11 protein-coding genes and 1 pseudogene are annotated in these 12,970 nt (G+C 50.1%); 3 read left to right on the top strand and 9 right to left on the bottom strand.

What is annotated here, in order from left to right:
* Nucleotides 1-198 precede the first annotated feature (198 nt).
* Nucleotides 199-747 carry a tetratricopeptide repeat protein gene (locus tag ATN88_RS27285; RefSeq protein ID WP_232313146.1) on the top strand — a complete coding sequence of 183 codons (549 nt, stop codon included), beginning with the start codon at nt 199-201 and terminating at the stop codon, nt 745-747.
* A complete protein-coding gene (locus ATN88_RS11865) occupies nt 696-2,297 on the top strand; it encodes a tetratricopeptide repeat protein (protein WP_232313250.1) in 1,602 nt (533 codons plus the stop codon). Before ATN88_RS27285 ends, ATN88_RS11865 begins: the two co-directional genes overlap by 52 nt.
* 44 nt (nt 2,298-2,341) lie before the next feature.
* Here the strand turns inward: ATN88_RS11865 and ATN88_RS11860 are convergent, their stop codons facing one another.
* On the bottom strand, nt 2,342-3,568 hold the full coding sequence (locus ATN88_RS11860; RefSeq protein ID WP_067415902.1) for a sugar efflux transporter: 1,227 nt from the start codon (nt 3,566-3,568) through the stop codon (nt 2,342-2,344).
* Between the two features lie 195 nt (nt 3,569-3,763).
* On the opposite strand from ATN88_RS11860, the gene ATN88_RS11855 reads away from it, so the two are divergent.
* Complete coding sequence (locus ATN88_RS11855; protein WP_067415899.1) at nt 3,764-4,648, top strand: helix-turn-helix domain-containing protein; 885 nt, start codon at nt 3,764-3,766, stop codon at nt 4,646-4,648.
* Between the two features lie 82 nt (nt 4,649-4,730).
* On the opposite strand, the gene flgL is transcribed toward ATN88_RS11855, so the two are convergent.
* From flgL to ATN88_RS11815, 8 genes and pseudogenes are all read right to left on the bottom strand, one after another.
* A complete protein-coding gene (gene flgL / locus ATN88_RS11850) occupies nt 4,731-5,924 on the bottom strand; it encodes a flagellar hook-associated protein FlgL (protein ID WP_067415896.1) in 1,194 nt (397 codons plus the stop codon).
* A gap of 12 nt (nt 5,925-5,936) precedes the next feature.
* Nucleotides 5,937-7,814: a flagellar hook-associated protein FlgK gene (gene flgK, locus ATN88_RS11845; RefSeq protein WP_067415893.1), complete on the bottom strand. Its 1,878-nt coding sequence runs from the start codon at nt 7,812-7,814 to the stop codon at nt 5,937-5,939.
* Nucleotides 7,815-7,976: 162 nt separating this feature from the next.
* Nucleotides 7,977-8,429 carry a hypothetical protein gene (locus tag ATN88_RS11840; RefSeq protein WP_067415890.1) on the bottom strand — a complete coding sequence of 151 codons (453 nt, stop codon included), beginning with the start codon at nt 8,427-8,429 and terminating at the stop codon, nt 7,977-7,979.
* A gap of 52 nt (nt 8,430-8,481) precedes the next feature.
* A complete protein-coding gene (flgJ, locus tag ATN88_RS11835; protein ID WP_067415887.1) occupies nt 8,482-9,450 on the bottom strand; it encodes a flagellar assembly peptidoglycan hydrolase FlgJ in 969 nt (322 codons plus the stop codon).
* Between the two features lie 2 nt (nt 9,451-9,452).
* Nucleotides 9,453-10,544 (bottom strand): flagellar basal body P-ring protein FlgI, encoded by a 1,092-nt coding sequence (locus ATN88_RS11830; RefSeq protein ID WP_067415884.1) that lies wholly within the window; start codon nt 10,542-10,544, stop codon nt 9,453-9,455.
* Between the two features lie 28 nt (nt 10,545-10,572).
* Nucleotides 10,573-11,357 (bottom strand): annotated as a pseudogene (gene flgH, locus ATN88_RS11825) (flagellar basal body L-ring protein FlgH).
* 15 nt (nt 11,358-11,372) lie between these two features.
* The gene (flgG, locus tag ATN88_RS11820) at nt 11,373-12,161 is read right to left on the bottom strand and encodes a flagellar basal-body rod protein FlgG (RefSeq protein ID WP_067415881.1); all 789 of its coding nucleotides are present in this window, start codon (nt 12,159-12,161) and stop codon (nt 11,373-11,375) included.
* Nucleotides 12,162-12,177: 16 nt separating this feature from the next.
* A complete protein-coding gene (locus tag ATN88_RS11815; protein ID WP_067415880.1) occupies nt 12,178-12,927 on the bottom strand; it encodes a flagellar basal body rod protein FlgF in 750 nt (249 codons plus the stop codon).
* Nucleotides 12,928-12,970 lie beyond the last annotated feature (43 nt).

Below are 12,970 nucleotides of genomic sequence, written 5' to 3'. Positions count from 1 at the left end.
TCTTTGCCTACACCTAAACATAGCATTACTTCTCAAAAATTAGACAGATGCACGGTAAATAAAACAAAACATCTGCCGATAAGCTGTAATAAGGGGGACTATAACCTAAAGTGAATCCCGCATTGCGGCACGGTATTTGCTGGATTTCCGGCGATCTTTGACTGCAATCTTCAAGCCATAAATCAGAACGGATTACTTATGACCAATCCCTCACCGACGAACGAAAATGCAATGACATTAGAACAGGCATTTGAGCACGGTATCTCTCTCTACCAACACCAAAAGAAAAAAGAGGCGCGTGAGGTTTTCGAGCAAATCCTTTCCCACGCCCCAGATGCTGTGCCCGTGCTGCAAGTCCTTGCCGTGCTTGATGCGGAAGACGGCCTGTGGCAAGCCGCCATAAATAAACTCGACAAAGCATTGGCGGTAGAGCCAGGCAATGCGTCGCTACTTTTTGATAAAGCAGGCGTTCTAACGCAGTTTGGCCTCAATAAAGAAGCACTGGAGATCATCGACAGTCTCCTCGCTGTTGCGCCAACCCATCAAGAGCTACTGGCAATGCGGCAACAGGTTACCGCGCCTCCGGCAAATTGGGCGAAAGTCGCCGCACCGCAAAATACAAAGCGGCCACCCAAGCCCATCAAGACAGCGCACTTAGTGGTGAAGTTCAGGAAACCATCGAACTTGCCAAGCAAATGGTGGCATCAAACAACCCAGAACAAGCCAAGCAGCTTTTCCAAGCCGTGATCAGTGTGGCAGGGGATGTTCCAGAAGCCTTACTCGGTTTAGCGCGCTTACATATTCAAGAAGATAAGCATGCCTTAGCACTGCAAACACTCAGCCGTGCCGAAGATCGTTCAACTCCAAATAAAGAAATCTTTGTCTTGCTTTGCCACACGGCAATCAAAATTGAAGATTACCGCGCTGCGCGTGAGTACTGTCAATTTTCCATCAAGCAGTGGCCTGATGAGGCGTTACTTTGCCGCTTGATGTTGCTCACCTACCTCAAAGAAGAAAACTGGGTCGAAGCGTATCGCCGCGCCAAAGAGTACATTCGCCTGTTCCCGAATGATGCGGATATTCGTTACCGCCTTGCCAATGCAAGCTTTAACCAGCTTAAGTCTCGTCATAACTTCACCCGAGAAGCGATCTTGGAATGCCAACGTCTGATTGAGTCGGCCACTGCGCTGGCAAACGACAAGAGCAAACTGGATCTCTCTCGCTATCTGGCTGAGGTGCTTTGGTATAAAGGTGAAGCGCGAGAAGCGAAGGTATTGCTGGAAACCTACATGGCGCAGTACCCAGATGATGTAGATTCCGGTTTCAACTCCAGCTTTGTTTACCGCTCTTTGGAAGAGTGGGACGATTACTACCGCACGAATGAAATGGGTATCGAAAGCGGAAAACGCCTGAAATACCGCGGTGGTATCCCGCAATGGGATCTGAATAGACCTAAAGATGACGTGGTGTTGGTGATGCCAGAACAAGGGGTGGGCGATGAACTACTCTACCTGCACAACCTCGATATCGTATTGGACAACTGCAAAAAAGCCTATGTCGCGTGTGACCCGCGTTTAGAAGAGTTGGTGCAAGCATCTTTCCCAAGCGTTCATACCATCCCTATTACTCGCTCAGACAATCAGGATATCCAGATCCCAGAATCCGTGCTGGATGAAGCCGATGCTTGGATAGCAGGTGGCAGCCTTGCCGCGCTGTGTTACCGCGAATACGGACGCCACGTTTTCCGCACAGGTTACATTAATACTCCTGAATCTGCTCAGTCACACTGGAAAGGTGTGCTGAATACTATAAGAGAAGCCAACCCCGGCAAACCTTTGATTGGTATTTGCTGGCGAAGCGGCCTGGCTGCGGCATCACGAAACATGCATTACTTGGTTGCCGAAGAAACTGCACATCTTCTCAAGCAATTGCCAGACGCGGTTTTCATTAACCTGCAATACGGTGAGTGCAAAAAAGAGCTAGATAAAATGGCGAAGCTTACAGGCACGCGTGTCCTTCAACTGGACGGGCTGGATCTTCGCGATGACTTTACTGGCACCGCGTCAGTTATTGCGGAACTGGATGCCGTCATTACAGCTGGTACTGCCGTTCATCGACTGACAACCGCAGTGGGCACGCCTTGTCATGTGTACTTTGCGGGCACCAACGAGTCAGATTACGCGACGCCACGTCAGCTCAGTGATGAAAAAGAAATTGGCTATTTCTATCCGCCAATGATGGAAAACAAATACCCATTGATTGAGTCTATGGCGACTAACATCAAAAAGCACATCTAGCCTCACCTGAGACACGAAAAGGCCAGCATTTGCTGGCCTTTTTCTTATGCTTGCTTCATCGCTAATTGCGTACACTCTCGCGACCTGTCTCTGCTGAGTGACAGCATCAACAGCAGCAACGCTGAGACGCCCGCAACCATCATGGCAATCATCACGGAGTGGTAGCTGTAGTATTGTGCAATCATTCCCACCGCTAAGCTCGACATCAAACTGGCAATGCTGATGCAGTTATTAAACAAAGTCGTAGCCACACCAATCTGCTTTGGCATCTTATTTTGGATCACCACCATTCCCAAACTTGCACTGATACCCACAGCAAAACCATTCAACAACTGAAGCGCGTACATTTGCCAAAGCTGATCTGCGTTGAAGAGCAAGACATAAAACACGCAAGCAACGGAGGCACTCAAAATCATCAGTTTTTGAGGAGCCACTTTCACGGCACACACCCCTGCGAGCACCATGATGGGAATTTCCAAAAAAGCGGCCAGTCCAAGCAGTTGTCCCGCCACTGCCCCGCCAAGCTCCAACTCTTTCGTGACATAGAGTGGTATAGAGATGACATACATGCTGTTGGCCCAAAACAGCATCAATACCGCTCCAAGGTACATAGGTACGCCGGCAATCTTTCGCCAGGGCGTTTTGTCCACCAGCACAGGCTGCTTTTCCTTGTCTTCGGTGTATTCCGCCGAAAATCGCTTTGTTGCGAGGACAAGCAACGCTGACACCGACATCACGAGTGCAGCAAACAAGAAAGCCCCATTAAAGCCAATCATATCTTTGACAATAAACGCCAGTGGCGGACCAATCACCCACGCCAAAGACATCATTGCGCGCATAAGAGAGACAAACAGCGTGCTGTTTTCTCGCATCTTTCGGTCTGCATACTCTCGACCCAAAGCGAATGTTTGTGGCATCGCCGCACAGGAAATGCTGAAGACAAATATCGTAACCACCAGTGCCAGATAATAATTACGAATAAAAACGAACGACAGCATGGTGACGATAAATGCAGCTTGCGACATAGCAATGATGCGTCGGCGCTCCCAGCCATAATCAGACAAGGTGGCAAACAACTGTGAGACAAACACACCGCTAATCACGGATAAGGCTAAATACACGCCCATTTGCGATGGTGAAGCACCGAGTCCATCTATTACAAACAAGCTCAGCAGCGGCATAAAAAAGCCACCACCCATGCCAGCAAACAAGCAAATTAGCAGGTAAAACAGCGGCTCTTTTTTGACTATAAAGTTCAAGTAGCTCTTCATTATTCTCACTCTCTTCTCAGGTATTGATATCAAACCTGATGGGTATTCATATTACGTTGAGGTGAAGTGTAAGAAGTTACGTGACCATTGTGTGATGAACATCGGGCAACCACTGATACTTTTCTGTCATTTTCTTCCAACCTTCTGACATTCCCTGTAAAAAGAAACTGTTACGTCTGAAGAGGAAATGATGTCGTGAAGCCCTTGATGGAGCCCATTGATAAAAACGTGAGTCCAAATTGGCATTTCGCTGATTACCATTGCGACCATTCAAAAGACGCCGTTCATTGTAATTGGCACTACCACAGCGACATTGAGTTGGTGCTTTACATTGACCCTCACGGTGTCAGCGCGGGAAAACTCATCATGGACGATTATGTTGGCGATGTAAGCGACAATACCGCGTATCTAATTGGCTCAGGCATTCCCCATATGTTGACGGGAAGCTCGTCCGCCACCAAAGAAAAAGCAAGCAGCTCTCACATCATGTGGCTCGACCAAGACTGGCTGCATCGCGTGATTGAAACCGTCCCTGCTTTGGCAACCGTCAACGAACTGTTGCTGGGTGCCCACAAAGGGTTAAAGCTCTCCCCTTCCACGGCAAAGCGGCTGCATCGCTTGATGGAAGGTGCCTGCCACTTAAAGCCATCTGTACAATTTATGCGGGTGATTGAAATATTGCTTCTGCTCAGCGAAGACAAACAGGCGCAAAGTTTAACGTCTCGCCCCTATTGTCTTTATGTTGCTAAAGACACACCCATCCTCGACAAGCTTGAAAAAGCGCAGCAATTTATCGCTGAACATTACAATCAGCCCATCACGGTACAGGACATGTGTCAGCATCTGCACATGAGCGAAAGCTCTGTGTATCGTTTGTTTGAAAGACACTTTGCCAACAGTTTTTCTGAGCACTTAAAGCGTTATCGCTTAGGCAAAGCATGTGAACTGCTGATCCGCTCAAACATTCCGGTTTCTGTGGTATCTGAGCGTGTAGGTTTTACCAACCTTTCCAATTTCAACCGCCAGTTCAAGACAGCGAAGAATATGACGCCGACGGCGTTCCGTCAGTTATTTGCTTAGGACAGGTGTTGAGGAGACCGAAGGGCAAGGCCTTGCCCTTCATTAATACGACCAAGAATGACAGATTCTTGGTTCCGGCGCGTTAGATGTAGTTAAACAGGGTCAATTCTTTGGTTTTCGAGAACGCTTGCTGCGAGGCTTGCAGTGCCAGCAGGTTTTCATTCATGTCGATAACAGCAGTCGAATAGTCCAAGTCTTCCATCGTGCCCAATGAGCGGTTCAGCACCAGTTTAAAGTCTCTGTGCATGCTCTCTTGGCGATCCAAGGTTGTCAGGCGAGTACCCACTTCAGAGCGCGCTTTGTTGAGATGTTTAAATGCGGCAGAGAATTGCTCTGTCACCTGATGCAATTCAGCGGTCGCAGATGCATTGAAGATACTTTCGCGCGACAAATCGATGCCGTTTTTGAATGCATCAAACACGTTAAAGGTGTCCTGACGGTCGAGAACAATACGGTCTCCGTCCATCATTTCGCCTTCAAAGGTCACGCTCAAGGTTCCGAACTGGATGCCCGTTTGCGGATCGAACACACCTGAGCTTACGATCGCACCGTTCTGCTCCAGCTCATATTGCGTTTGACCGTTGCTGTCGACGTTGAAATTCACCGCATATGAAGAGGCATCAGCGTTGTTGGTATTGGTCGCTTGCGACATCAATAGCAACGAGCCGTCTTGCAACTCATATTCCGGTTGATAGTCTCCGAACGGGTTTTTGATCTCCATGAAAACCTGATCGCCCGGATCGCTGGTTTGTACTTCAACCGCCGGTGCCACTTGCGCGGTGCGGTGGTAACTGTCACCGGCATATCGCACGTTCAGCGCGCTGTCACGATAGAACGGCTGCTTGCTAGATTGGGTGCCAGAGAACAAGAAGTTGCCTGATTCATCCTTGGCATTCACCAAGTTCATGAAGTTGTCGTAAAGGCCTTTCAAATCTTGTCTGTGCGCCGTTCGGTCATCGTCTGACAGGGAACCGTTGATCATTTCCATGCTTTTACGTTTGGCACTGTCAATCAATTGTTCCGCATCATCAATGGCGATTTCCGCGCGGGTTTGACGGTTGCGCGCCAACGTAATCGAGTCAATGTACTGGTCGAGTTGCTTGTCTTGCTGACGGAAGTTTTGGATATAAATCGACGAGACAGGGTCATCGCCCGATGTCAGCACACGCTTGCCGGTCGCAAGCTGATCTTGGTTGTCCTGCAACTTCACCTGCTGGCGCATCAGGTCATTCGACACTGACTGGTAATTGTGAAAACTGGCAATACGGCTAATCATCACTCAGATCCTTTATCGGGTTGCATTCAGCAGGGTTTCAAACGTTTCATTTGCCGCGGTCATGATGCGCGACGATGCCATGTAGGCCTGTTGGAATTTCATCATGTTGGCCGCTTCTTCATCCAAGTTCACCCCGGAGATTTCGGCCACGCGGCCTGCTGCTGCGTCATGCTCTACACGGCTCACATCTTCGAGGCGTGCAAACGACGCTTTCTGGACACCAAGGTCGGTGTTCAAGCCTTCATAAACATCAATCAAGCTTGAACGGCCGCCGTCCATCAACTTCATGGTCTGCAGTTTCTGCATTCGGATCAGGTTGCCGTTTTCACCATCTGCGGGTTTCAGGCTAACCGCAAACACATCTTCCGGTGCTGCGCCACCTGTCAGCTCAAACACGGTACCGTTCACATTCACCGGCGTGCTTGGTGGGTACGCCTGTGGCGCGAGCAGGATGTTGCCTTTCATGTCCAACACAGCAAACTGAGACGCATCCGGGGAGATAGCGACCTGAAACTCCTCTTGCGGCCCAGGTTGCAGCACTTTGAGGTTACCCTGCCCCGTTAACACAGACTTCGAGCTGATGTAGCTTTGCGCCGCAATCTTAGCTGGGTCTTCCATGGTCACGGCAATTTGGCCAGCACCTTGTCGAACCGGACGAATGATGACACGCTCGCCTGCGGCTAAGCCCACATCAACCTGCACTCTCAAGCCATCGTAAGAAATCGACGGTGGTGTGCCAGACGGTGTTACCGCCACCATGTTTTTTTCTGGATCCACCAGCGTGTACTGACTGCCGTCAAACTTGAGCTGGTAATCACCAATTTTTAGCTGGGAAAGATCGTCAATGTAGACCTTCAGCTCCGCGGTTGAATCTGAGCTTTTCACGATACGGTCTGCGGCAATTTTGTCGCTGTTAAAGTCGACAAAGATGTCTGTACCGACATTCCCCGCCAAATCGTAGCCTTGGGATTGCAGCTCGTTGATGGAAAGCGCAAAGCCTGCCGCCAAACGACCTAGCTCGTCACGAGCTTGCCCTATGGTTTGATCGCGATACTCGAACATGGCACCCAGCTTGCCGCGAATGTCTGCGTTATCAATAGGTTTGAGAGTCTTGCCTTCAACAAGCGCCAAACGACGTTTTTGATAGTCAGGCACACCCGGTACCGTTTTCAGCTCACTCGAGCTAAGGCCAGAGACCAGATTGTGACCACTGCCGATGATGACGTTGTATAGGCCGTCATCACGCTGATTCACGCTAACTTGCGTAAACTCAGAGAGCTCGTTGATCAGGCGTTGGTGTCTGTCCAACAGATCATTGTCAACCGCCTGACTTTTCAGCAAGGCTTTGTGGATGTCGACAATTTCACGACCAATGTCATTCATGCGGGTCAGAGTCGCATCGATTTCTACCGTGGTATCTGCTTCCTGCGCTTGTAGCATGGTGTTGATGTCGTTAAGACCTGCCGCCACCATGCGAGATTTTTCAAGCACCACTTTTCGCGCGCCCATGTCGCTTGGGCTGTCTGTAAGCCCTTTCACTGCGCCATAGAATTCGTTCATGTTCTCGGGAATTTTCTTGGCGGAGTGCGACATCATGTCATCCAACATGGTGAGCTGACCGTTACGGGTTTGCGCGTGGGCGAGAGCAGACGTGGTGATATTGAATTCGTTCACAGCGAACTTGTCGTAGTTGCGGCGAACCGATGCCGCATGCACGCCGTGGCCCCATTGGTTGGCTGACCAATAGGCGGAGTCATTTGCTCGCTGTTCAACGGTCTGACGGCTGTAGCCCTCAGTGTTCACATTGGAAATGTTGTGACCCGTTGTATTCAGCTGTCGCTGTGCTGTCAGAACGCCCTGAGAACCGAGCGTCAGCAGATCAAACCCCATTCTGCCCCCGTGTGCATTGATGCATCACTGTTTAAATATGATTACTGCATCAATTAATACAAGAATCGTGCCACGGGAGGTTTTATTTATAAATCAATGCCTTTTGCGCAAATTAGCATCAATTCTCCGCTCAACATCTGCGAAGAGGGCAAGCGATTGCCGTTACTCTGTTAGCCAGGTCCAGAGTCCGAATGAAAAATGCGGCAAGAGATCGATCCCCAAGAAGGATTTGATCAGGTAGAGGGTGATGGTTGCCACAGAGAAAAGCACTAAGCTGCCCATCATTAGAAAGAACAGTTTCCCCGCATACGCCATACGCTGCTCTGCGCGCGTCAGGTCGCGACGATTCCGACCAAATAGGAACACAAAATAGTAGCTCCAACTGAAACTTCCCATCACGGTACGAATATCCACGATATGCTGTGCTTTGGCTCTCGTCCCAAACATCAGCTTCAATTGCAGCAGTTGAGATTCAGTAAAGGTGCTTGCAATGTCGTTGGGGATCTTTTCAAGAAAGGAGCGGATAAAAGGGTCGTTGTGGATAGACCCTTTGATAGTTTCTGTCGGTTTGATGGTCGTTTCTTGCGTGGTCACTTGTTTTTGTTGCTCTGCCATGTTCTCACCTGCGCATTAGACAAAGCCCTCAGTCAAACAACACGCTATAAACTTACGGCTCCATCAACCCTTTCACTCGACCGAAGATACTCATCACTTTGTTCGAGTATTGTGGGTCGGTCGCATAGCCCGCTTGCTGCAAGCCTGAGATAAACTGCTCAGGTTGAGCGGTTTGTGTCAGTGCAGCCTCGTAACGAGGATTCTCATTCAAAAAGCGGACATAATCATTAAAGCTGTCCTCATAGGAAGCATAGGCACGAAACGACGCCATTTCCTGTACAGGAATGTCATCGTAAAACTCCAAGGTTTGTGTCGCCACCTTGCCGCCGTTCCATCGAGGGTCAGCTTTGATGTTGAAAAGGTTATGGCTACTGCCTTTGGCATTGGCAATGACCTTTTTGCCCCACCCCGTTTCCAGTGCAGCCTGTGCAATTAAAAGTGCCGGATCCGTTCCCAGTGCGCGCGCCGCTTTTTGCGCATACGGCGTTAGGCGCGACACAAACTCATCCGGTGTTTCAAACGGTTTAGCTTTGGCCTGAAGTGGTGGCATTGGCGAGGAATCTAACGGCAACTGGCCCGCGAGTTTTGCGTATTCCATCTCTGGCAATACTTGCGCATCCGGCGATGTGGTCGGTGTCAAAGGAATCACACGGTCAAGATTGATGCGCTCACTGGCAGGATTGTTAGCAACATCCATCGGCTCGCTGTTTTGCAGTCCTTTAAACTGCTCAACAATCAAATCCGCCAAGCCCAAAGAGCCTTCACTCGACAAGGCACTGGATAGCTGCTCGTCCGCCATCTGCTCATAAAACTTAGAGGTGCGGTTGTCGATAAGGTCGGACTCAAACGCTTCGTTCGCTTGTCGCATCGACTTGAACAGCATTTGGGTAAACAAGGCTTCAAACTGCTCCGCAGCCGCGCGCATTGCATCGTCTGACTGTTCGCCGTTTGCCGCTTTCTGACGTAATACATCCAAGCGGCTCAGGTCATGAATAAATCCGGTATCAAGAGGTGCTTTCATGGCTAGATCACTATCAGTTGGCCATCGATTGCGCCAGCTTGCTTCAATGCCTGCAAGATAGCCATGAGATCTGACGGTGCAGCCCCAACACCGTTTACCGCGCGGACCAAGTCATCCAATGTGACGCCAGGTTTGAAGTGGAACATGCGTCCGTCGTCTTCCTTCACTTCGACGCCTGAATCTGGCACAACGACCGTTTCACCGCCCGAGAAAGCACCCGGTTGACTCACTTGTAAGTTCTCATTGATGGTTACCGTCATACCACCGTGCGTGATTGCAGCAGGACGCAAGCGGACGTTTTGCCCAACCACAATGGTGCCGGTACGGCTGTTTACAATGATTTTTGCTGCCGCGTCGGCAGGAACAAACTCTAGGTTTTCAACGGTAGACAGGAAAGCGACGCGCTGAGAAAGATCGCGCGGTGCACGCACACGTACTGACGTTGCATCTAGTGCAGCGGCAGTATTTGGACCTAAGAAGCTGTTGATCGAGTCTGCCATGCGCTGGGCAGTGGTGAAATCAGACTCAAACAAGTTAAACGTAATGTGGTCGCCACGACCAAATGGGCTAGGTACTTCTTGTTCAACCGTTGCACCGTTAGTAATGCGACCCACGGTCGGTGTGTTACCCACAATAGAAGAACCGTCTGCACCTGTTGCACTGAAACCACCCACAATCAGGTTGCCTTGTGCCACGGCGTAGGTTTTTCCATCCAAACCTTTCATGAAGGTTTGCACCAAGGTACCGCCGCGAAGGCTTTTTGCCGAACCAATTGACGACACAGTGACGTCAATTTTTTGACCCTGCTTTGAAAACGGTGGCAGCTCTGCACTGACGGCAACAGCTGCAACGTTTTTGGTTTTCGGTTTAGTACCCGGCGGCAATTGAATACCGAAGTTTTTCAGCATGGCGTTAAAGCTTTGATCGGTAAACGGTGTGCTTTCCCCCGTTCCCGCCAAGCCCACGACAAGTCCGTAACCTACCAATTGGTTACTGCGCACGCCTGCCACTTCCGATACATCTTTAATTCGGGCGGCCTGTGCGACAGGGCTTGCCAAAAGGGCAATTAAAAACAGCTTTAGCCAATGCTTCACGTCAAATCTCCGGCAACGTTAATACGCGTTAAAGAACGACATTAAAGAATCGTGCCAACCATCCCTGATCTTGCGTATCTTGACGATCACCCGTGCCTGAATACTGAATTCGCGCGTTAGAAATACGGGTAGAGGCCACGGTGTTTTCCTGGCTGATGTCATCCGGACGAATAGTGCCGCTTAGGCGAATGTATTCATCACCTGTGTTCAATGTCAGCCACTTTTCACCACGGATCATGAGATTGCCGTTAGCCAGTACATCAACAACTTCGACGGAAATTGAACCGCTGATGCTGTTGCTTTGGTCAGCACTGGTTGAGCCACTTGTTTTGTTATCGTGCTTGCCGCATAAGACAGGTTGGATTCACCAATCGTAACTTCTTGGCCGCCCATTTCCAGCGGATCCATGCTCAGGTCGCTAGACTTATTCGCGTCTGAGCTAGCACTCTTCTTGGCTTGGGTTTTTTCTTCCAACAGCACAGTCACAATGTCACCGATACCACGAGGTTTGGTGTCATCGTAAAGATCTTGCGCTTTTGCCACGCTGAACAGTGAGCCGGTTGCTGTCGCATAGTGTTCAGGTTGTGAAGTCGGATGAAGCGGCGTCCAGTTTGGGTCACCTGCAATGGCATCTTCGCGCTGGCGAAGCAGGCCAATCAAGCCTTCACTGCCCGGTTCTGTGGTACCTTCAACAGCGTCGGTTTCCGTCGTGCCTTGCACAATCTCATCTTGTGGCAACAAACCTTCAGGATTTAGCATGGAGCAGCCCGAAACGGTTGCCAGCATTAGACCGGTTAGCAGTAATTTTTTCATCCGCGCTCTACTCCCTTATAGGTTCTGATTCACGTAGCTCAGCATCTGGTCGACAGATGAAATCACTTTGGAGTTCATTTCATAAACTCGCTGCGCTTCAATCATGTTTACCAGCTCTTCCGTTACGTTCACGTTGGAGGTTTCCAGCATTGACTGACGAATACTTCCCAAACCATCAAGACCCGGCACACCCTCTTGCGGGTCACCACTGGCACCTGTTGGTAGGTAGAGGTTTTGACCGATCGGCTCAAGACCGCCCGGGTTGATAAAATCTACGGTAGTGATTTGGCCCAAAACAGCATTTGCCGTTTGGCCACGTAAGCGCGCAGACACTTCACCGTCGGTACCGATGGTGACTTGAATGGCATCTGGCGGAACCACGATTTCTGGCTCTAGTGGATAGCCGGCACCTGATGTCACGAGCACGCCTTCATCGTTCAAGGTGAACTGACCGTTACGTTGGTAACCAATGTTGCCGTCTGGCAGCAGAACTTGGAAGAAGCCATCGCCTTCGATCATCAGATCAAGCGCGTTATTGGTGGTTTGCGCGTTACCGTTGGTGTGAACACGCTGCGTTGCCACCACTTTTGAACCTGCACCCAGCATCAAACCGCTCGGCAATTCGGTATTCTGAGAAGACTGACCGCCCGGCTGATTGATGTTTTGGTAAAACAAGTCTTCGAACACGGCACGCGATTTCTTAAAGCCCACGGTTGAGGCGTTCGCAAGGTTGTTCGAAATGGTCGAGATATTGGTTTGTTGGGCATCAAGGCCGGTTTTACTTACCCATAGAGCTGGATGCATGTTTTATCCCTCTTACTTAGCCCATGCGCAGCAGAGAACTGGATGCTTGATCCATCTCTTCCGCGGTTTTCATTAATTTGACCTGCATTTCAAAGTGACGCTGCAAGTCGATAAGGCCCGTCATTTCACCAATTGCGTTAACGTTACTGCCTTCAAGTGCGCCAGTTAGCAGCGTAACGCCAGCATCTGCGTCATAGACAGTGCCAGGGTTAATTGGTTTAAACACGCCGTTCTTATCTTTGAATAAATCTTGGTTGTTCGGGCGAACCAGTTTGATGCGACCCACTTCTTCCATCGCTTCTGGTGGCGCACCTTGCGGCAACACGGAAACCGTGCCGTCTGTGCCGATTTCAATTTTGGAGACAGGAAGCGGTAGGAAGATAGGCGCACCGCCCTCACCCAAGATCAGATGACCGTGACCGTTTTGCAGCAAACCTGTTTGGTCAACCTTCAAATTACCGACGCGGGTGTAGCCTTCTTGACCAGTTCCATCTAAAACCGCCAGCCAACCGTCACCTTTCACGGCAACGTCTAGTTCACGACCCGTCGTGATGGTTGAACCTTGTGCAAAGCTATGCCCCGGACGCTCTGTCATATTGAATACGCGCGTAGGCAGACCTTCACCGTAAGCTTGCATCGCTCTGGCTTGCTCTAAATCCGCACGAAAGCCCGTGGTGCTTACGTTTGCTAGGTTGTTAGCGCGTAGCTGAAGGGCTTGCATGTCTTGCTTTGCGCCACTCATGGCGAGAAATAATGCGCGATCCATTAAGACGTTCTCCTGTCGCTTATACATAGCAATAAGCAAGAAG

The organism is Enterovibrio coralii (assembly GCF_001559595.1).
GTDB classification, from domain to species: domain Bacteria; phylum Pseudomonadota; class Gammaproteobacteria; order Enterobacterales; family Vibrionaceae; genus Enterovibrio; species Enterovibrio coralii.
Note: the sequence above shows the minus strand (reverse complement) of the source record. Positions and strands in the feature narration are given on the sequence as shown.